Genomic DNA, 20,003 nt, shown 5'->3' on the forward strand with positions numbered 1-20,003 from the left:
TCAACCGCCGCGAGAGAAGGAGTTTAGCTCATGAATCCCGGTATTTTCCGCAGAGAATTCGCGCTCGTCATCGGCGTCCGCTCCTGAGCGTAGTCGAAATTCTTCATCCTGAGCGGTCGCCTGCTCGGTTAAATCCGGATTAATCTCGCGCTTGATCTCCACGCCAAGCCCGCGAAAAGCTTCTGCCTGTGCCAGCACATTACCGCGCCCGGAGGTCAGTTTTTTCATCGCCTGACGATAGTTGTCCTGCGCTTTATCGAGGCTTTGCCCCACCGACGACATATCGTCAACGAACAGCCGCATTTTGTCGTACAGGCGACTGGCACGCTCGGCGATATGCTGCGCGTTGCGGCTTTGATGTTCGTAGCGCCACAGGTTGGAAATGGTGCGCAGCGCCACCAGTAGCGTGGTCGGGCTGACCAGCATAATGTTGTTTTTCAGCGCTTCGGTAATCAGCTCCGGCTGGCGGTCAAGGGCCAGCAAAAATGCCGGTTCAACGGGGATAAACATCAGCACATAGTCGAGACTGCGCAGCCCCGGCAACTGCTGATAATCTTTACGCCCCAGCAGGCGAATATGATTGCGTACCGAGGCAATATGTTCCTGGAGCGCTGCCTCGCGGGTATAATCCTCTTCCGCGTTGAAGTAACGTTCATAGGCCACCAGCGTCATTTTGGCATCGACGACCACGTCTTTGCCCTGCGGCAGGCGCACGATGACGTCCGGCTGCATTCGCGAGCGGGTGTCGGTTTCGATGCTCACCTGCGTTTCATATTCATGGCCTTCACGCAGGCCGGAGGCTTCCAGGACGCGAGTCAGCACCACTTCTCCCCAGTTTCCCTGCGCTTTGTTATCGCCTTTCAGGGCGCGCGTGAGATTAAGGGCTTCTTGCGCCATTTGCGCGTTAAGCTGCTGGAGGTTACGAATTTCATGTGCCAGAGTGTGCCTCTCTCGCGCCTCCTGACCAAAACTGTCCTGCACCTGGCGGCGAAAACCGTCAAGTTGCTCACGCAACGGCGTCAGTAAGCCATGCAGGCTCTGGCGATTTTGCTCATCCACCCGGCGATTACTGTGCTCGAAAATTCGGTTGGCGAGGTTTTCAAATTGCTCGTTAAGCCGCTGCTCGCTGTTGACCATCTGGCGGGTTTTGTCCTGAGACGCTTCAAGGCGGGTCGTTACTTCGCGCAGGTCGGCTTCCAGCGAGGTGTTGATTTCCCGCAGGCTACGCAGCTCGTTATTCAGCAGTTCGCACTCGTCGCGCCAGTGGCTGTGCTGGGCAAGCTGCTGCTTTGCGGCGCTCAGTTCACCAAAAACCTCCCGCTGCTCCGCAAGGATCTCGGCCTGCTGCTGCGCGGCACGATAGCTTGCCGCCAGCCAGCCGACGACGATCCCTGCCAGCATCAGTAGTACGCTGATAATGATTGCGCTGTCCATTCACCCTCCTGCATAACTCATTCACCCTGCAAAATACGGCTTTGCTGTATAAACGTCCAGCTTAAAAGGTTTTTCTGCGAAGCGTTACGCAAAAAGAAAGGGCCGAACATGTCGGCCCTTGAGGTTGATGACAAACCAGGTTTTGCTATTGTGCGAGCCGTTTTGCCGGGTGGCGGCTTCGCCTTGCCCGGCCTACAAAAACAGAAAATATCAATAAGTTATTCGTAACCCGTAGGCCTGTGCAAGCGCAGCACCGCCAGGCATATTCCACGGTATAACGTTTGTCAGAGAAGACGGCGAGCGGCTTCAACCACAATTTTCACCGCATGGCTCTCGGTTTGTTTCATGGTTTCCGCATTCGGAATTTCCTGCTGGGTGCGGTTAACAATCACGCCAGCAACCATCCCGGCACGCAGGCCCTGGCTGGAGCACATGGTCAGCAGCGTGGCTGACTCCATTTCGTAGTTCATCACGCCCATGGACTGCCACTCTTCCATTGAGCCTTTGAAACGGCTTACCACACGCCCTGAATGCGTATCGTAACGCTCCTGGCCTGGGTAGAACGTGTCGGAAGAGGCGGTTACGCCAATGTGGGTTGTCGCGCCAACCGCCTTCGCCGCTTCCACCAGCGCGGTAGTACAGGCGAAATCAGCCACTGCCGGATATTCCATCGGCGCGAAGTGCAGGCTGGCACCGTCCAGACGCACGGAAGCCGTGGTCACCAGAACGTCGCCAACGTTAATATGGGACTGGATCGCGCCAGTGGTCCCCACGCGCAGGAAAGTACGAATGCCGAGTTGCGCCAGTTCTTCAACGGCAATAGACGTAGAAGGTCCGCCGATACCGGTTGAACACACGATAACCGCTTTACCGTCGAGTTCTGCACGCCAGGAGGTAAATTCACGATGGGATGCCAGCTTGACCGGCTTATCCATCAGCGCGGCGATCTTTTCCACACGCTCTGGATCGCCAGGGACGATAGCCAGCGTAGCCCCTTGTAGATCGTTTTTGGTGAGGCCGAGATGAAAAACATCAGACTTAGACATAAAAAACTCCTCTGTGGGTCAGTTTGTCAGAAGAAGCAAAAAGGTACTTTACAGAAGTGACCGGGATTATTTCGTGACCACAGTCACTCATGTAGAAACTTATTGCAGTTCATTTCCATAAAATAGTGATATTGATCACATTAACAAACCTAACGCGTCGTTCAGGTGACATTTCGAATCGGCATCTGATGCGGTGAATTGTTAACGTGGAGTCTATAGTTAACTCTGCGCTAATACTGGGTACGGAGAATGCCATGACTACTGATAATCAGCCGGGTTTCGCACCCGCGGCCTCACCCCATGCTTCCACCATTGTTCGCACGCCTGAAGACGCTATCGCGACCGGTGAAACCACTATCCCGACACAGGGCGAGCACATGCCCGCTTATCACGCCAGGCCAAAAGACGCGGAAGGTGCGCTGCCTGTCATTATCGTAGTGCAGGAAATTTTCGGCGTACATGAGCATATCCGCGATTTATGTCGTCGGCTGGCGCTGGAAGGCTATCTGGCTGTCGCCCCGGAACTCTATTTCCGTCAGGGCGATCCCAATGCTTATGATGACGTTGGCACGCTGTTAAAAGAGCTGGTGGCTAACGTGCCGGATGCGCAGGTGCTGGCCGATCTGGACCATGTCGCGAACTGGGCTGCGCGTAATGGCGGCGACGCTCATCGCCTTGCCATCACCGGTTTTTGCTGGGGCGGACGCATTACCTGGCTGTATGCCGCGCATAATCCTCAGCTTAAAGCTGCCGTGGCGTGGTATGGCAAAGTGGTCGGCGATCAGACGTTAAAATCGCCGAAACATCCTGTGGATGTGGCCACCGAGCTGAGTGCGCCCGTGCTGGGCCTGTATGGTGCTCAGGACAACAGTATTCCTCAGGAAAGCCTGGAGAGAATGCGTCAGGCGCTGCAAGACGCCAATGCAACGGCGGACATTATTGTCTACCCGGAAGCCGGGCACGCGTTTAATGCGGATTATCGTCCGAGCTACCATGAGGCCTCGGCGAAAGATGGCTGGCAGAAAATGCTGGCATGGTTTGCCCGCTATGTGGGTAAAAAAGCGGAATAATGAGGTTGGTGGTAAACCTGGGGTTGCTATTGTGTGCGCCGTTTTGCCGGGTGGCGGCTTCGCCTTACCCGGCCTACAAAACCATCAATATTAAAGTGTTATTCGTAACCGTCAGGCAGACATCCCACAGCATTTTTTATATTTTTTGCCGCTACCGCAGGGGCAGGGATCGTTACGATTCACACTCCCCGCATTGACCGTTTTTTCCTGCGCCAGCACACGCATGATCGCCTGCGGCGGATAGCCGTTGGTGACCAGATCCTTCATGATGTTCATGTTACGCGTGATGTGGCGAAAGAAATGTTCATACCCTGCGCACAGATAGTTATGACCAGGATGCCCGGAAGGCGAGACGGCAAAACGATGTTTAGGACAACCGCCGTGGCAAACAAAACGATAGTCGCACTTACGACAGTCGGCGGTCAGCGTCTCCCGCTTAGCCCGACCAAACGTAATGGCCTGCTCGCTGTTATTCATCTCTTTAATACTTTTCTGATGAATATTGCCCAGCATATGCTCAGGGTAGACATAGTGGTCGCAATTATAGAGATCGCCGTTAGATTCCAGAGCGAAAGCATGGCCGCAGTTTTCAGAAAACACGCACAGCACCGGCGGCTGGCCGCACCAGGCCGAGAGCGCCACATCAAACATCTGCACGTAGACGTTTCCGACATCGCGCCGCACCCAGATATCAAAGATCTGGTTAAGGAATTCGCCGTACTGCCACGAGGGCACCGTCCACGGTGCCAGTTTTGCCGCGCTCTCACCGGGCATCACCAGATTAAGTACCGGCGATGCTTCGGTACTCATCCGCTCCACCAGCGGGATAAACTGGATATAGCGGGAACCGGCTGCCAACAAAAACTCGTACACGTCGCGGGCGTGAGCGACGTTATGCGCGCCCACCACAGTCAGAGTATTAAACTCAACGTTGTACTCTTTGAGCAGCGCCATGCCTGCCATCACCTGCGCGTGGGTGCCTTTACCTGAACGCGTTACGCGATATTTATCATGCAGATGTGCGGGGCCATCGACGGACAGACCAATCAGAAAATGATGCTCGGCAAAAAACTGCGCCCATTCCGGATTGAGCAAAATACCGTTGGTTTGCAGGGCATGACTGATTTTTTTGCCGTTAGCATGCTTCTCGCACAGTTCTACCACCCGGCGGAAAAAGGGCAGTCCAATCATCGTCGGCTCACCGCCCTGCCAGGCAAAGTTCACCTCGTTACCGCTTTGCGCCTCGATATGCTGACGTATGTAGGACTCCAGCGTTTCATCCGACATCCGCCAGTTTTTGTTGCGCTCCGGATAAAGCGCTTCTTTTTCAAGATAGAAACAGTACTGGCAATCAATGTTGCATACTGAACCCGTTGGCTTTGCCATGACGTGACAACCGTTGATAGCCATACTTCATTCTCTCTGTGACCTGTTGAGTTGCGCGTGCTGATATCAGCGGCTGTTCTCAACGATGTACTGATAACTACTGGCGATATGTTTTGAAACCGCAAATTCAACCAGCTCTCTGCTCTCGTTATAACCTTTGCGGGTTTTTACCAGTAAAGGTTCGGAAGGCGGGATTTGCAAAATAGCGCAGTCCTCATCAGTGGGTAGTTCAGACGTGATAATGTCCTGATAGCTGTCGATATTTTCATTGCGTTCCTCCAGAAAACAATACAAACCGCCGTCAAAATCATTCAGCGACAGGTTTTCCAGCCGCGACGTCAACCAGATATAGTTTACCTGCGCCGGACGTTCATTCTGGCGGGAAATCGTGCGGGTAAGGTACTGAAGCCGCGTTTTATCCCCTATGGCAAAAGCCTCTGCGACCTCTTTTGGCGGCAGCCGAAACTCCAGTTTCAGGTTATTACGTGAAATCGCATTCTGCTGACGACCGTCGATAAGGCAAATACGGGCTTTGATCGCCTGCTTTTCAGAGGTACTGATCACCATGGTACCAATACCTGCTTGCCGTTTAACCAGCCCTTTTGCTACCAGTTCTGCCAGCGCGCGCCGGGCCGTGATCCGGCTCACGCCAAAGCGTTCTTCAAACTCCGCTTCAGTAGGAAGGATATCGTTTTTCTTATATTCCCCCGCTTTCAGCCTGGAGAGCAAAATGTCATACAGTTGGGCATATAAGGGCTTCGCGCCGCGAGAATAGTCCAGTTCTTCTTTCATTAATACCGCACTCCTTTTCCCCGGCCGGGGCCGGGGATCCCTCTCAATCGAGTCGCATTTCTAACGCCATCTTATAGTACACAGCCGGATGCTGCTCCGTCGGAAGCTCATTCTGTACGAAAGCCCACAAATTTTCCTTATTCCAGTTGACCTGGCTGAGGGTTCGCAGCCTTTCAGCCAGCGCGTTCTGCCCGCTACCTTCCAGATGTTGTAATAAGGCGAAAAGGCCATAGCGTACCTGCGGCGCAAAGGCGGCCAGTTCCGGCAGCAGATGCGGGTCCAGCCCTAACAATGGGCTGTGCGCATCATCCAGACCATAGCGCGAATACAGTTCCTCAGGCGCATCGCTTTCCTGCATCATCCGAATCATATTCTCCCGCAGTCGCCGCGCCGCCTGCTCGTCATGGCACTGGGTTTGCTGCGTCGGATCGGCCTTTAAATCATACAGGCGATGCCCAAAACGATCGGCCCCACGCGTCATCACCGACTCGGCAGGAATTTTCATCACCGGGCACTGTTTAGTGAATCTGAACGGCGGATGCAGCGTCGTTTCTCGCAGCTCCTGCGGGCTAAAGCGGCGATTAATGCGCGTCGGCATCAGCGTATATTCGTACAGGCCGTCGATACCGTGCTCAACGGGCGAGCGCATATAGACGTCGCGGCCATCGGTAATATTGATATGACAGCCGTGGTAGCCAAACAGCGCGTAATCACGCACTGGCGTGTCGTCGCGCAGTACGGGCAGCAGCGACACGCCCTGCATATCCGCCGGTTTATCCAGACCAAAGCAGTCCAGTAGCGTCGCGGGAATATCAATGGTTTGCGCCAGCGCCTGCCGCGATTCGCCCGCGCAGCCATACTGCGGATGCCAGATAAAGCAGGGAATATTCGCCACTTCGTTGTACAGCGGCATAATATTTTTCCCCCACCATTCGTGCTCGCCGAGCAGGAAGCCGTGGTCGGTATTGACGATAAGCAGGGTGTCGCGCCACAGATCGTAACGATCCATGTAGTCCAGCACTTTGCCGACATACGCATCCACCATGGTCAACAGCGCCATGTAATATTTCTGGATCAGGCTCTTACGTTCAGCGTTTTCGGTAACGAAATAATAGGGCGGCCAGCCATCAAACTGCGCAGGATCGTCAATGCCATACATTTTCAGGTATTTTTCCGGCACGAAAAACGGCTCATGCGGATCGAAGCATTCCAGTTGCAGAAACCAGTTATCGCTGGCGTGGTTAGTCTCGATAAATTCCAGCCCTTTATCGATCGTTCGCGCCAGATGGTGATCGTCTTCGTTCTGCATAAACTGCACGTTGATCTGATGCTGGACCCGGCTGGCGATCCGCCGCTGTTTGATCTCCTCCGGCTCGCCGGATTCATAGTGATATTCCGGTTTATCAACGACGCCTTTCCAGCTATCCCCTTCCTGGCCGCGAATAAATTCATAGGTACTGTAACGTGAATGGTAAGTCGCCCCGCCGTCGCGCCAGTAGTGCTTATGGTCTGTCACAAGGTGTGTGTGAATCCCGCTCTTTTTAAGCAGCTCCGGAACCGAATCATCGAATGGTTCCAGCGGCGACCAGCCGCGGTGTAAAAAATTATAGCGCCCGGTATGCAACTCCCGACGGGCCGGCATGCAGGGCATACTGCCGACATAAAAATTATCAAAGCGGACAGTACGCTCTTTCAGCCGCTGAAAATTCGGCGTAATGGTGCTGTCGTTGCCATAAGCCGACAGCAGGCGCTTATTCAGCGAATCAAACATCAACATAATCGCTTTCATGCTTTACTCCTTCCTCTTTCTTTACGCCGTTTCTTTATCGTAACCGCGCACTTTGCCAACGATATACGTCAATACAAACGCGGCGGCACAGCCGGTCAGCCACGAGATGATGTACTGCAAATATTTGCCGTCAGCGATCAGCGGCAGTGCAGAGAGTCCGGCAGCGCCAACGCCATTGGTCGAGACGCCCAGCAGTACCACCATCATCCCGCCGAAACCTGCGCCAATAGAACCGGTGATAAAGGCGAATCCGGCAGGAATATTGACGCCAAATATCGTCGGTTCACCCACCGCCAGGATGGAGGTCGGGATCGCCCCTTTGGCGATTTTTTTCATTACCGGATCGCGGGTCAGCAACAGCACCGCCGTCGCCGCACCAACCATCCCGGCGTTGGACATAATCTGGATGGCAAACAGCGGCGCGTGGCCGGTGGCGTTGATCATCTCAAGATGAATAGGAAACAGGCCGTGATGCAGGCCAAGCGAAATCAGGAACGGAAACAGCGCCGAGAGCACAAAGCCCGCCGCAATGCCGCCGGTCGAGAGCAGACCATTCAGCCCGTGCAAAATACCGTCAGAAACAATGCCTGCCGCGGGCATAATCACCAACAGCAGTGCCGCCGCCATCACCACCAGCACGATAGTCGGCGTCACGACGACATCCACAATATCCGGCACAACGCGTCGGACCTGTTTTTCCAGCAGACACATCAACCAGACGCAGAGAATGACGCCAATCAGCCCGCCCTGCCCCGGGATCAGCCCCAGCGCGGTAATTTGCGGCACAATGGTGATCGCCCCCAGCAGTCCGCCCATCACCGCGTTACCGTCAAATTCCTTCGCCGCCGTCACCCCGGTATAGATGGCAAGGAAACCGAACAGCGCCTTTGAGACGATATCGAGGAACTGGCTCACGCCCAGCATATGCCGCTGATCGAGTACCACCTGAGTCGGCGACAGGTCGCCCAGCGCCGCCACGTGATGCGCCAGCGCCCACGAGGCGGCGGAGTTCACCAGCACGTTGTTAATCCCCATCAGAATACCGGCGGCAATCAATGACGGCAGGATCGGCACAAAAATGTTGGCGATATGTTTAAGGATAACTTTGGTACGGGTCTGTTTTTTGGCTTTTTCCCGCGCCTGCTTTGCTTTTTGTTCCACGGCGCTGAGCGGCACCTCGCTTACGGGCTGGTCTTTCAGTAGATCGTTAATCACATTCGCGACCTTCGACGATTTTCCCGGCCCGACAATTACCTGCAATGTATCGTCCTCCACCACACCGAGTACGCCTTCAATGCTTTTGAGTGCCGCAATATCCACCTGCGATTGATCGCCGATAGTCATCCGCACGCGAGTCATACAGTTGGTGACGTGGAGCAAATTCGACAGGCCGCCACAGTGCTTCACAATCGCCTTTCCCACCTGGTTGTAGTCCATACAGAGGTCTCTTTATTGTTTTGGTGGTAATTGTTATAACAATATAATGTTATATATTTTGTGAGGAGTGTCAAAAAGGTGAATTTATGATCGGTCCGGCGGGGAAAAACAAAAAGGAGGCCGAAGCCTCCAGAGGTTGATGACAAACCGGTACTACATATTTTATGCGCCGTTGCAGCCCTTCGCGGGCGCTACATTACTCCTGACGCAAATTCTGCGCCGCTTTGACCATGTTCGCCAGCGCAGCGCGGGTTTCCGGCCAGCCGCGGGTTTTCAGGCCGCAGTCCGGATTCACCCACAGGCGCTCTGCCGGAATACGCTGTTCCGCTTTCTTCAGCAGGGCTTCAATCCACTCCACGCTCGGGACGTTCGGCGAGTGGATGTCATACACGCCCGGCCCGATTTCGTTCGGGTAGTCGAACTCTTCAAACGACTCCAGCAGTTCCATATCGGAACGCGAGGTTTCGATGGTGATCACATCGGCATCCAGCGCCGCAATGGAGTCCATGATGTCGTTAAACTCGCAGTAGCACATGTGAGTGTGGATCTGGGTATCGTCCTTCGCGACCGCCGCATTGAGACGGAAAGCTTCCACGCCCCATTGCAGGTAAGCATCCCAGTCGCTGCGTTTCAGCGGCAGACCTTCGCGCAATGCCGGTTCGTCAATCTGAATGATGCCGATACCGGCCGCTTCCAGGTCCGCCACTTCGTCACGCAGCGCCAGCGCAATCTGCTTAGCAATGGTTTCACGGCTCACGTCTTCGCGCGGGAAGGACCAGCAAAGAATAGTTACCGGGCCGGTCAGCATGCCTTTTACCGGTTTGTCGGTCAGCGACTGCGCGTATTTCGCCCACTCCACGGTGATCGGTTCCGGGCGACTGATATCGCCAATCACTACCGGCGGCTTCACGCAGCGGGAACCGTAGCTCTGTACCCAGCCGTTCTGGGTAAAGATGAAACCGTCCAGGTGCTCGCCAAAGTATTCCACCATATCGTTACGCTCGGCTTCGCCATGCACCAGCACGTCGAGACCCAGCCGCTCCTGCTCCACGATCGCCTGCCTGATATGTCCGGCAATGCCGGTGCGGTAGTTATTCGCATCAAGATTGCCCTTTTTAAAGTCCAGGCGCAGGCCGCGGATTTCAGTCGTCTGCGGGAAAGAACCGATGGTAGTGGTCGGCCAGGCAGGTAGATTAAAGCGCGCACGCTGGGCTTCGGCGCGAACCGGATAAGCATTTGTGCGCTGGCTGTCCTGAGCGGTAATGGCCGTCAGACGTTTTGCCACCGCCGCATTGTGCACACGCGTTGAGTGGCGACGGGCCTGAATCGGCGCGCTCCACTCGGCGATTGCAGCGGTATCGCCGCTGTTCAGGGCATCGCGCAGCAGGGCCAGTTCCTCGCATTTTTGCAGGGCGAAGGCAAACCAGCTTTTCACTTCAGCATCCAGACGGGTTTCCACGCTCAGGTCGATGGGGCTGTGCAGCAGCGAGCAGGACGATGCCACCCACAGTTCACGTTTACCAACGATATCTTTAACTTGCGCGTATTTCTCCGTCAGATCGGCGCGCCAGACGTTACGCCCGTTTACCAGCCCGGCGGACAGCAGCCAGTCAGCAGGCAGACGATTGTGCAGTTCTGCCACATCATCTTTACCATGTACCAGATCCACATGCAGACCCTGGACCGGCAGCGTGGTGAGGGTGTCAAGGTTATCGGTAACGCCTTCAAAGTAGGTGGTCAGCAACAGCTTCACCTGGCCTGCGAGCGCGTCATAGGCCGGTTTGAACGCGTTCAGCCATTCCTGCGGCAGTTCCAGCACCAGCGCCGGTTCGTCAATTTGCACCCACTCAACGCCGCGTTTTGCCAGTTCAGCCAGCACCTGCTGGTAGACCGGGAGAATGTCGTTAAGCAGGCTCAGACGGTCGAACGACTCGCCTTTGACTTTACCCAGCCACAGGTAAGTGACTGGCCCGAGCAGCACCGGCTTCACCTTATGGCCCAGTGCCAGCGCTTCGTCCACTTCCTCCAGTAACTGCGTCCAGGTCAGGGTAAACCGCTGGCCTTTGACGAACTCCGGCACCATATAGTGATAGTTAGTATTAAACCATTTGGTCATTTCCGCTGCCGCCGCCGGTTCGCCGGTCGGCGCACGGCCGCGGCCAATGCGGAACAGGGTATCGATATCGACCGAGCCGTCGTTGTTCTGATGACGAGCCGGCACGTTGCCCAGCAGCAGGCTGGTGGTCAGAACATGGTCGTACCAGGCGAAATCACCTACCGGCAGCAGGTCAACGCCCGCCTGCTTCTGCTGATCCCAGTGACGAGCGCGCAGTTCACGGCCTACCGCCAGCAGATCTTCGCGGGAGCTATTGCCAGCCCAGTAGCTTTCCTGCGCTTTTTTCAGTTCGCGGCGCAGGCCAATACGGGGAAAACCGAGGGTGTGATTCAAAATTGTCATTGTATGCCCCTTGAGAAATTTGTTATTTAGCCATCCAGATGTTTACACATCCATAATGTGTAGGTACTGTATAATCCTCAAGCGCAATTTGTTCATGCCGAAGTGAAGGACTTTCATGATCGAGATTAAACACCTGAAAACGCTCCAGGCGTTGCGGAACAGTGGTTCGCTGGCGGCGGCCGCAGCAACGCTGCACCAGACCCAATCCGCCCTTTCTCACCAGTTCAGCGATCTGGAACAGCGCCTTGGCTTTCGGCTATTCGTGCGCAAAAGTCAGCCGCTGCGCTTTACGCCGCAGGGAGAAGTGCTGCTCCAGTTAGCAAACCAGGTGCTGCCGCAGATCAGCCGGGCGCTACAGGCCTGTAATGAACCGCAACAGACCACGCTGCGCATTGCGATTGAGTGCCACAGCTGCATTCAGTGGCTGACCCCGGCGCTTGAGAATTTCCGCGTGAAATGGCCGCAGGTTGAGATGGATTTTAAATCTGGCGTGACCTTCGATCCGCAGCCCGCGCTTCAGCAAAGCGAGCTGGATCTGGTGATGACGTCAGATATTCTGCCGCGTAGCGGTCTGCACTACTCGCCGATGTTTGATTTTGAGGTGCGGCTGGTGCTGGCTCCGGATCATCCGCTGGCGGCGAAAGCGCGCATAACGCCAGACGATCTGGCCAGCGAAACGTTGCTGATTTACCCGGTACAGCGCAGTCGACTGGACGTCTGGCGTCACTTTCTGCAACCGGCAGGTATCAATCCGCAGTTCAAAAGCGTGGATAACACCCTGTTGCTGATCCAGATGGTAGCGGCCCGGATGGGGATTGCCGCGCTGCCGCACTGGGTGGTGGAGAGTTTTGAACGTCAGGGCCTGGTGGTAACCAAAACCTTGGGTGAGGGATTATGGAGCCGGCTGTACGCCGCCGTGCGCGACGGCGAACAGCGTCAGCCAGTGGTTGAGGCATTTATTCGCTCGACGCGGAATCACGCCTGCGATCACCTGCCGTTTGTACGGAGCGCGGAGCGACCCACTGGCGATGGACCCACAGCGACGCCAGGATCACCGCCGCACCCGTGATAAACGTCGGCCAGTGAGGTTGTTGGTGCCAGATCGCCAGGTTCACCAGCAGCCCCGCGGGCACGTGCATATTATTCATGATACCGAGCGTGCCGGCATCCACCTGCGTCGCGCCAACGTTCCACATAAAGTAGCCAATCCCTGAAGCTGCCACCCCCAGAAACACAAGGATGCTCCACTGAAGCGTGGTTTCTGGCATCTTCTGCGCATTCCCCAGTACGGACCAGCCCACTACCGCCACTAAAAACGCTCCGATATAGAACCAGGCAAACGCATTATGCTGCGGCATCGGACGCGTTTCCATCAGGCGCTTATAGCCCACCATGCCAATCGCAAAGCTGATATTGGAAAGCTGCACCAGCACCAGGCCGGTCCAGAAATGATCGGTGACCTGATTATAACGAATAATGCCCGCGCCAATGACCGCCAGCAGCGCGCTGAATGCGTATCCCCATCGCAACGGGCGTTTACTCATCAGATCGTAAATCAACGTGATATACAGCGGTGTCAGCACAGTAAACAGCAGCAGTTCAGAGACAGTAAGATAAAGATAAGCGCGGAAACTCAGCATATACATAATGCCAAGCTGCATGGCCCCGACCAGCATATACAACCCGAGGGTTTTCAGGCTATGCCCCCGAGCGCGTAAAAACGGCAGGAAAACCAGCGCTGCCAGCCCGACGCGCACCAGCACCGCAAAATAGCTGTCTACGTGCCCGGCAAGGTACTCGCCAAACAGGCTGAAGGCGAAAGCCCACAGGATAGTGGTGATGATAAGAAGCGCCACAATGAATGTCTCTTAAGTTGAAGAGCACTCATTGTAGCGGAGAGCACGGTTGACATCTGGTCAATAAAGAATCAATCAAGATACAACTTGCGCAGGTAATTCGGTACGGCGTTATCGGCATTGGTGCCAATGACCTCCAGCGCCGGATACATATCTTTCAGACGCTGATGGGCATTCGCCATAATGCAGCCTTTGCCTGCCATCGACAGCATTTCCGCATCGTTCATGCCGTCACCGAAAGCAATGCAGTCCTGTAAACCGTAGCCCATCGCCGCAGACACCGCTTCCAGCGCATGCCCTTTCGACACGCCGCCCGCCATCACTTCCAGACAGGTCAGCGTGGAGAAACTCACGTTAACGCGATCGCCCCAGCGGGCGTTGATCGCTTGCTCAAGCGGCAGCAGTTTTTCATGATTTGGACTGGTGAAAAACACCTTGCTGATCCCCTGCGGATCCAGCAGTCCCGGCTCATACAGCGAATAGTTAAAGATCGCCTCTTTGAAAAAACGCATCTCTTCGGGACGATGGCGGTTCATAAACCACTCATCGTCGCGATAGACGTTGGTGATAATATCCGGGCTGGTATGCACCACGCCAAACAGGTCGGCGGCAATATCGCTGTCCAGATTATGCGTAAACACCAGATTGCCATCGGTATCGTGCACCCGGGCACCGTTCGAGGTGATCATGTAGGCTTTGATTTCAAGGGCATCACGGATTTGACCAACGTCAATATGATGACGACCGGTAGCAAAGACGAAGTTAATTCCGCGCGCGGTCAGCAGCTTAAGCGTCTCTTTGGCAAACGGGGATAAACGGTGGTCAGGAGAGAGTAGTGTACCATCCAGATCGGATGCAACAACCTGATACATAAGAAAATTCAACCTCTGGTCAGTAAAGCAATAATCAATGGTGTCGATCGAAAAAGTCGACGATGGCATTTAGCGCGACTGAGCGCATGGCGTCCTTTTCAAAAAGGATCTCATGATAAGCGCCTCCTATGACAAGCGGCTGACCTCCTTCGCAAGGATGGCCCGCTGCGGCGCGAATTTCACAGTAGCGGTCGTGAACGCGGTTATCGACAACGCGCTCCTCTTCCGCCTGAAGCAACAACATGGGCGTGGCGTCGTCGCCTGCGCCCGCCAGCACCTGTTCACCAGCCAGGATACCCTCCCGCACCCAGTGATGGGTCGGTCCACCCACGCGCAGTTTTGGTTCATCGGCATAAAAGCGCAGATTACGACGGTAGCGTGCGCGGCTGTGGGTCAGGACGTTAACGCTAAACGGCAGCGCGTGCCAGCGTCCCGTTCCCAGCGCATAGCTCTCCCGAAAACGCTGATGGCCCTCAGCCCAGTCGAGGATCTGCCGCACCATCCAGTCCGGAAGATGAATAATAATGCCGAACATCGGCGCACAGAGTGCGATGGCGTCGCAGGCACCGGGGGTGCGCTGTAAAAACAATGTGGCGATAGTCCCGCCCATGGAGTGCGCCAGAATATAACGCTTACGCCACGGTCCCGGCTGCACTTCCTGTTCCCAGAACGCCGCGAAATCATCCACGTAATCGCTAAAGTTAACCACGTGGCCACGATGCGTATCGGACAAAAGACGTCCCGAACGCCCCTGCCCACGATGGTCGATGATTAATACATCAAACCCCATATGGAACAGGTCATACGCCAGTTCGGCATATTTTACGTAGCTTTCAATGCGACCCGGACATACCACGATGACACGATCGTTTTCCGGCGCATGAAAACGCACAAAACGGACCGGAACGTTATCGACGCCCATAAATTCCGCCTCTTCCCGCTGACGCCAGAAATCGGTTAGCGGCCCCATAGAAAAAGCCGCGAACGCGTTTTCTCTTGTTTCCCAGTTCCTTTTTTGCCGAAACATCGGGTTTCCACCCCCGCTCACCGTGTAAAATCGTTTTTTTGTGACTTATCGCACAAGGCTACAACACCAGGGTATTGTGGCATAAAAATAAACAATCAGGGAATTTCTCATGACCTTCGAGTGGTGGTTCGCTTATCTGCTGACATCCATTATCCTCAGTCTCTCGCCCGGCTCAGGTGCAATCAATACGATGTCCACGGCCATCAGCTACGGCTATCGTGGCGCAGCAGCCTCCATTGCCGGTCTGCAAACCGGGTTGGGGATCCATATCGTGCTGGTCGGTGTAGGACTGGGCACGTTATTTTCACGCTCGCTGCTGGCGTTTGAAATCCTGAAATGGGCGGGTGTGGCGTACCTTATCTGGCTTGGCATTCAACAGTGGCGCGCTGCCGGGGCGCTGGATCTCAATACTCTGGCGCAAACACAATCACGAGGGCGGCTGTTTAAACGCGCGGTGTTCGTTAATCTGACCAACCCCAAGAGCATCGTTTTTCTCGCCGCGCTGTTTCCGCAGTTTATCCTGCCCACACAGCCGCAAATTGCACAGTACGTCATTCTCGGCGTGACGACTATCGTGGTCGACATCGTCGTGATGATCGGCTACGCCACGCTGGCACAGCGAATTGCCGCCTGGATTAAAGGGCCAAAGCAGATGAAAGCGTTAAACCGGGTATTTGGCTCGCTGTTTATGCTGGTGGGGGCGCTACTGGCGTCGGCAAGGCATGCGTGAAGGCGGCCCCGTTGCTCTGCCTGCTAAAGCAGACAACAAAAACTATATGATACGCGCAGAGTATTGAGCCGTTATTATATGAACTGGCACAGCGGGTGCCAAAACATGGAGAGACACTAATGACGATGGCAGAGGAGCTGCTTCAGAGAGGTAAACTTACCGCCTTACTGGAAATCGCGCAAAAAATGTTGCAGCGTGGTTTCGATAGTCAGGCAATTATGGAAATCACCGGCCTGTCGAAGGACGAGTTACAACAGCTCGAACAGTAAAAATACCCCACCCGATGCACACCGGGTGGGCCGGTTCTTAGCGTGAAATAATCAGGTGAATGCCGAAGCCTGCAAACAGCACACCCGCAAAACCATCAATCCATTTCGCCAGACGCTGATAGCCGCGACGCATCGCCGGCAGCGCAAACAGACTGGCAACTACGGTAAACCACGCCAGAGTTTCAATGGCGATCAGCACAAAAATGCCCCAGCGCTCCGGTGTACCCACGCTGTCACTGACAAACAGTGAAAAAACAGAACCGAAGTAAATGATGGCTTTAGGATTGGCGAGATTGGTCATTAACCCCTTCAGGAAACTGCGCCCACCAGCCGCCAGTTCCACTTTCGGCGCAGGCGCATCGGCTGCCTCTTTTTTCAGCGCGCCACGCAGCATCTGGTAGCCCATCCAGCACAGATAAAGACCGCCACCAATCATAATAATATTGTGCAGCCAGGCCATTTTTTCGAGGATCAGATGCAGCCCCAGCAGTGCAACGCCCGCCCAGACCATGACGCCGCAGGTAATGCCAAGCACGCCCATCATGGCTTCTTTACGGGAACGGCTGACGGCGGTCTGAGAAACAAAGAAAAAATCCGGGCCGGGGCTCATCAGGGCAATAAAATGCACAAAAGCCACGGTGAGAAATAGCATCAACATGATTAACTCGCGGGAAAATAGTTCAATGAGTCATCATCCTGGCACTTTTTGCGTCGGCTGACTACTCATCATCATCGCCATCCACATGCGAGCGAATTAACGCCATAAATTCTTTACCAAAACGTTCAAGTTTACGCACGCCGACGCCGTTGACGCTCAGCATCTCGCTGGCGGAAACCGGCATCTGTTCGGCCATCTCGATAAGCGTGGCATCGTTAAAGACAACGTACGGCGGAATATTGCCTTCGTCAGCAATGGCTTTACGCAGCTTGCGCAGTTTGGCGAACAGCTTGCGATCGTAATTCCCGACCGCGGCTTTTTGCATTACGCGTGGTTTCAGCGCCACAACGCGCGGTACGGCCAGCATTAACGGCTCGCCGCGCAATATCGGGCGCGCAGCGTCTGTGAGCTGTAACGCGGAGTGCTGGGCAATATTCTGCGTCACCATGCCAAGGTGGATAAGCTGGCGGATCACGCTCACCCAGTGCTCATGGCTCTTATCCCGCCCCATGCCATAGACTTTAAGTTTATCGTGACCAAATTCGCGTATACGCTGGTTGTTTGCGCCACGGATGACTTCCACCACGTAGCCCATCCCGAAGCGCTGGTTGACGCGGCCAATGGTCGACAGGGCAATTTGCGCATCATTAGAACCGTCATACTGTTTTGGCGGGTCGAGACAAATATCGCAGTTGCCGCAGGAGGCCTGCCGCCCTTCGCCAAAATAGTTGAGTAGCACCAGACGGCGGCAGGTTTGCGCTTCGGCAAAAGCGCCCATCGCATTAAGCTTGTGGCGCTCAATATCCTGAAGCTGACCGGCCGGTTTTTCTTCCAGGCAGCGGCGTAGCCAGGCCATATCCGCCGGATCGTAAAACAGCATCGCTTCCGCAGGCAGCCCGTCACGCCCGGCACGCCCCGTTTCCTGATAGTAGGATTCGATGTTGCGAGGAATGTCGAAATGCACCACAAAACGCACGTTAGGCTTGTTGATACCCATGCCAAACGCCACCGTCGCCACCACGATTTGCAAATCGTCGCGCTGGAACTTTTCCTGTACCGCGGCGCGCACGCTATTTTCCAGCCCTGCATGATAGGCGGCGGCGCTGAAGCCCCGGCTTTGTAGCCGCGCGGCGGTGTCTTCCACCTTTGCACGACTGTTACAGTAAATAATGCCGCATTTACCGCGCTGCTCCTGCACGTAACGCAGCAGTTGGTCCAGAGGCTTAAACTTCTCCATCAGCATATAGCGGATATTCGGCCGGTCAAAGCTGCTGATCTGGATCAGCGGATCGTTAAGCCCCAGCAGCCTGACGATATCAAGTCGGGTGGTGTCGTCCGCCGTGGCGGTCAGCGCCATAAACGGCAGCGCGGGGAAGCGCTGGCGCAAATGGCCCAGCAAAGCGTACTCCGGACGGAAATCATGGCCCCACTGGGAAATACAGTGCGCTTCATCCACCGCCAGCAGCACCGGATTCCAGTGCGCAAGGTGGTCGAGGAAGTTGTCCAGCATCAGTCGTTCTGGCGCGATATAGAGCAGACGAATTTCGCCGTTGCGACAGCCAGCCATGACCTGCTGCTGCTGTTCGCGCGTCTGCGTTGAGTTCAGACAGGCCGCCGCCACGCCGTTTGCCAGCAGCTGATCGACCTGATCTTTCATCAGCGAGATCAGCGGTGAAACCACCACGGTCAGTCCATCAAGTAAAAGCGCAGGGATTTGATAACACAACGATTTACCGCCGCCGGTGGGCATCACGACCAGACAGTCGCGTCCCTCCAGCGCCGTATGAATAATGTCTTCCTGGCCGGGGCGAAACTGCTGATAGCCAAAGGTTTCCCGCAAAACCTGTTTAGCCAGCGACTCCTGATTCAATACTTCCGCCTGCGCCACATTGACTCCAACCGCCCAAAATAAAAACAGGCGCTATTTTCAGCGCCTGAGAAGGAAACTGCAATGCCTGACATGAAATCATTCGAGGCTGCTTCCAGTTTTATGCAAATTCATCCGTAAAATCAATGTTTCGCCAGACGCACAAAAGCGTCCTGTAATGCCGCTGGCGTGCGCACGCCCTGATGCAGGTCCACCACCTTCCCCCGAGCGTCGATCAGTATTGACGTCGGCGTACCGATCACCTGATAACGTTCCTGGGTAATTTTTAGCTGATCGCGCAGTACCGGATAGCTGATATGGTGTTTGGCCAGCAGCGACTCAACGCTCACCGAGTCCGGATCGGTATTGACGGCCACCACAACGACATTGTCGTTCCATTGCTGGCTCAGCGCCTGGAGCGTGTCCATTTCTGCCAGGCAACCGCCGCAGCCGGAGGACCAGAAATTCAGGTAAATGCCTTTGCCCTGCCAGCGTTCAAGGCTGGCTTCATTACCCTGCAGATCAAAGGCTGCCAGCGCGGGGGCCGTTTCACCCAGCGCCAGTTTTTCCTCTTTACAGCCGCTAAGGCTCACCAACAGCATGAGTAGCACAACGTTAAGCCAGCGCATGTTGATTCTTCTCCTCGCCCAGATACTTACCATGCTGCAGACGCAGGATGCGATCGGCAAATTGTCCCAGCGCCGGGTTGTGCGTCACCATCACAATGGTGCGCCCCTGCTGGTGCAAATCCTTCAGTAAGTCCAGTACCCGTTGCTCGTTTTCTTCATCCAGGTTGCCGGTCGGCTCGTCGGCGAAAATCACCGGCGGTTCATTCACCAGCGCTCTGGCAATACACACGCGCTGCTGTTCGCCGCCGGAAAGCTGGCTGGGGAGATGCGTCATTCGATGCTCCAGCCCCACCTGCGCCAGCACGGATCGGGCGGCGGTTTCGTCCACCACGCTATGATAGTGCTGCGCCAGCATGATGTTTTCCAGCGCCGTCAGGAACGGAATAAGATGAAACTGCTGAAAAACCAGGCCGATTTTTTCGGCGCGAAAACGTCGACGCCCTTCTTCGTCCAGCGCCGCCGCGTCGGTTCCATCAAGGATCACCTGACCTTCACTGGCGGTATCAAGACAGGTCAGGATATTCATCAGCGTGGTTTTACCGGAGCCTGACGCGCCCATAATCGCCACAAATTCACCGCGTGCGATACGCAGATTGATATCATCCAGCGCGATCACATCGCCGAAGCGCTTATACAAATGGCGCGTTTCAATCGCCACCTGAGGCATATGCATGACGGTCATG

The 20,003-nt window shown here is 55.2% G+C and carries 18 protein-coding genes; 4 read left to right on the top strand and 14 right to left on the bottom strand.

Going from position 1 to position 20,003, the window contains the following annotated elements; genetic code table 11:
• Positions 1–1,434, bottom strand: coding sequence for a DNA recombination protein RmuC (gene rmuC, locus ACMGGS_RS05020; protein ID WP_414165271.1), 1,434 nt, complete (start codon positions 1,432–1,434; stop codon positions 1–3).
• Positions 1,435–1,718: 284 nt separating this feature from the next.
• Positions 1,719–2,480: a uridine phosphorylase gene (gene udp / locus ACMGGS_RS05025; RefSeq protein ID WP_176917609.1), complete on the bottom strand. Its 762-nt coding sequence runs from the start codon at positions 2,478–2,480 to the stop codon at positions 1,719–1,721.
• A gap of 254 nt (positions 2,481–2,734) precedes the next feature.
• Here udp and ACMGGS_RS05030 point away from each other — a divergent pair, with 254 nt between their 5' ends.
• Positions 2,735–3,550: a dienelactone hydrolase family protein gene (locus ACMGGS_RS05030; protein ID WP_414165272.1), complete on the top strand. Its 816-nt coding sequence runs from the start codon at positions 2,735–2,737 to the stop codon at positions 3,548–3,550.
• A 111-nt stretch (positions 3,551–3,661) separates the two neighbouring features.
• Here ACMGGS_RS05030 and ACMGGS_RS05035 read toward each other — a convergent pair whose 3' ends face one another.
• From ACMGGS_RS05035 to metE, 5 genes are all read right to left on the bottom strand, one after another.
• Positions 3,662–4,960, bottom strand: a complete 1,299-nt coding sequence (locus ACMGGS_RS05035) for an anaerobic sulfatase maturase (protein WP_414165273.1) — start codon at positions 4,958–4,960, stop codon at positions 3,662–3,664.
• A gap of 42 nt (positions 4,961–5,002) precedes the next feature.
• Positions 5,003–5,728, bottom strand: a complete 726-nt coding sequence (locus ACMGGS_RS05040; RefSeq protein WP_414165274.1) for a GntR family transcriptional regulator — start codon at positions 5,726–5,728, stop codon at positions 5,003–5,005.
• 43 nt (positions 5,729–5,771) lie between these two features.
• Positions 5,772–7,517 (bottom strand): sulfatase, encoded by a 1,746-nt coding sequence (locus ACMGGS_RS05045; protein ID WP_414165275.1) that lies wholly within the window; start codon positions 7,515–7,517, stop codon positions 5,772–5,774.
• 21 nt (positions 7,518–7,538) lie between these two features.
• Positions 7,539–8,954, bottom strand: a complete 1,416-nt coding sequence (locus tag ACMGGS_RS05050; protein ID WP_414165276.1) for a PTS transporter subunit EIIC — start codon at positions 8,952–8,954, stop codon at positions 7,539–7,541.
• A gap of 196 nt (positions 8,955–9,150) precedes the next feature.
• Entirely contained in the window at positions 9,151–11,412 is a 2,262-nt protein-coding gene (metE, locus tag ACMGGS_RS05055) for a 5-methyltetrahydropteroyltriglutamate--homocysteine S-methyltransferase (protein ID WP_414165277.1), read from the bottom strand.
• 115 nt (positions 11,413–11,527) lie between these two features.
• Here metE and metR point away from each other — a divergent pair, with 115 nt between their 5' ends.
• Positions 11,528–12,481 (top strand): HTH-type transcriptional regulator MetR, encoded by a 954-nt coding sequence (gene metR, locus ACMGGS_RS05060; RefSeq protein ID WP_414165278.1) that lies wholly within the window; start codon positions 11,528–11,530, stop codon positions 12,479–12,481.
• Here metR and ACMGGS_RS05065 read toward each other — a convergent pair.
• The 3 genes from ACMGGS_RS05065 to pldB form a co-directional block, all read right to left on the bottom strand.
• On the bottom strand, positions 12,369–13,268 hold the full coding sequence (locus ACMGGS_RS05065) for a carboxylate/amino acid/amine transporter (RefSeq protein ID WP_176917605.1): 900 nt from the start codon (positions 13,266–13,268) through the stop codon (positions 12,369–12,371). The genes metR and ACMGGS_RS05065 overlap by 113 nt on opposite strands.
• A gap of 71 nt (positions 13,269–13,339) precedes the next feature.
• Positions 13,340–14,140 (bottom strand): sugar/pyridoxal phosphate phosphatase YigL, encoded by an 801-nt coding sequence (gene yigL, locus ACMGGS_RS05070; RefSeq protein ID WP_194208628.1) that lies wholly within the window; start codon positions 14,138–14,140, stop codon positions 13,340–13,342.
• 34 nt (positions 14,141–14,174) lie between these two features.
• A complete protein-coding gene (pldB, locus tag ACMGGS_RS05075) occupies positions 14,175–15,167 on the bottom strand; it encodes a lysophospholipase L2 (protein ID WP_414165279.1) in 993 nt (330 codons plus the stop codon).
• 109 nt (positions 15,168–15,276) lie between these two features.
• On the opposite strand from pldB, the gene rhtB reads away from it, so the two are divergent.
• On the top strand, positions 15,277–15,897 hold the full coding sequence (gene rhtB / locus ACMGGS_RS05080; protein WP_414165280.1) for a homoserine/homoserine lactone efflux protein: 621 nt from the start codon (positions 15,277–15,279) through the stop codon (positions 15,895–15,897).
• A gap of 119 nt (positions 15,898–16,016) precedes the next feature.
• Positions 16,017–16,166 (top strand): hypothetical protein, encoded by a 150-nt coding sequence (locus ACMGGS_RS05085; RefSeq protein WP_414165281.1) that lies wholly within the window; start codon positions 16,017–16,019, stop codon positions 16,164–16,166.
• Positions 16,167–16,203: 37 nt separating this feature from the next.
• On the opposite strand, the gene rhtC is transcribed toward ACMGGS_RS05085, so the two are convergent.
• The 4 genes from rhtC to ACMGGS_RS05105 form a co-directional block, all read right to left on the bottom strand.
• Positions 16,204–16,824: a threonine export protein RhtC gene (gene rhtC, locus ACMGGS_RS05090; RefSeq protein ID WP_194208631.1), complete on the bottom strand. Its 621-nt coding sequence runs from the start codon at positions 16,822–16,824 to the stop codon at positions 16,204–16,206.
• Positions 16,825–16,885: 61 nt separating this feature from the next.
• A complete protein-coding gene (recQ, locus tag ACMGGS_RS05095) occupies positions 16,886–18,712 on the bottom strand; it encodes an ATP-dependent DNA helicase RecQ (protein ID WP_414165282.1) in 1,827 nt (608 codons plus the stop codon).
• Positions 18,713–18,834: 122 nt separating this feature from the next.
• A complete protein-coding gene (locus tag ACMGGS_RS05100) occupies positions 18,835–19,320 on the bottom strand; it encodes a TlpA family protein disulfide reductase (RefSeq protein WP_414165283.1) in 486 nt (161 codons plus the stop codon).
• Positions 19,307–20,002: an ABC transporter ATP-binding protein gene (locus ACMGGS_RS05105; RefSeq protein ID WP_414165284.1), complete on the bottom strand. Its 696-nt coding sequence runs from the start codon at positions 20,000–20,002 to the stop codon at positions 19,307–19,309. The genes ACMGGS_RS05100 and ACMGGS_RS05105 overlap by 14 nt, the downstream gene beginning before the upstream one ends.
• Position 20,003 lies beyond the last annotated feature (1 nt).

Origin of the sequence: Superficieibacter sp. BNK-5 (genome assembly GCF_047456055.1) — a bacterium.
Lineage (GTDB): Bacteria > Pseudomonadota > Gammaproteobacteria > Enterobacterales > Enterobacteriaceae > Superficieibacter.

Bases quoted from the DNA above. Each gene is read 5' to 3' on its own strand.
- rmuC (WP_414165271.1), bottom strand. From the start codon at position 1,434: ATGGACAGCGCAATCATTATCAGCGTACTACTGATGCTGGCAGGGATC.
- udp (WP_176917609.1), bottom strand. From the start codon at position 2,480: ATGTCTAAGTCTGATGTTTTTCATCTCGGCCTCACCAAAAACGATCTA.
- ACMGGS_RS05030 (WP_414165272.1), top strand. From the start codon at position 2,735: ATGACTACTGATAATCAGCCGGGTTTCGCACCCGCGGCCTCACCCCAT.
- ACMGGS_RS05035 (WP_414165273.1), bottom strand. From the start codon at position 4,960: ATGGCTATCAACGGTTGTCACGTCATGGCAAAGCCAACGGGTTCAGTA.
- ACMGGS_RS05040 (WP_414165274.1), bottom strand. From the start codon at position 5,728: ATGAAAGAAGAACTGGACTATTCTCGCGGCGCGAAGCCCTTATATGCC.
- ACMGGS_RS05045 (WP_414165275.1), bottom strand. From the start codon at position 7,517: ATGAAAGCGATTATGTTGATGTTTGATTCGCTGAATAAGCGCCTGCTG.
- ACMGGS_RS05050 (WP_414165276.1), bottom strand. From the start codon at position 8,954: ATGGACTACAACCAGGTGGGAAAGGCGATTGTGAAGCACTGTGGCGGC.
- metE (WP_414165277.1), bottom strand. From the start codon at position 11,412: ATGACAATTTTGAATCACACCCTCGGTTTTCCCCGTATTGGCCTGCGC.
- metR (WP_414165278.1), top strand. From the start codon at position 11,528: ATGATCGAGATTAAACACCTGAAAACGCTCCAGGCGTTGCGGAACAGT.
- yigL (WP_194208628.1), bottom strand. From the start codon at position 14,140: ATGTATCAGGTTGTTGCATCCGATCTGGATGGTACACTACTCTCTCCT.
- pldB (WP_414165279.1), bottom strand. From the start codon at position 15,167: ATGTTTCGGCAAAAAAGGAACTGGGAAACAAGAGAAAACGCGTTCGCG.
- rhtB (WP_414165280.1), top strand. From the start codon at position 15,277: ATGACCTTCGAGTGGTGGTTCGCTTATCTGCTGACATCCATTATCCTC.
- ACMGGS_RS05085 (WP_414165281.1), top strand. From the start codon at position 16,017: ATGACGATGGCAGAGGAGCTGCTTCAGAGAGGTAAACTTACCGCCTTA.
- rhtC (WP_194208631.1), bottom strand. From the start codon at position 16,824: ATGTTGATGCTATTTCTCACCGTGGCTTTTGTGCATTTTATTGCCCTG.
- ACMGGS_RS05100 (WP_414165283.1), bottom strand. From the start codon at position 19,320: ATGCGCTGGCTTAACGTTGTGCTACTCATGCTGTTGGTGAGCCTTAGC.
- ACMGGS_RS05105 (WP_414165284.1), bottom strand. From the start codon at position 20,002: ATGACCGTCATGCATATGCCTCAGGTGGCGATTGAAACGCGCCATTTG.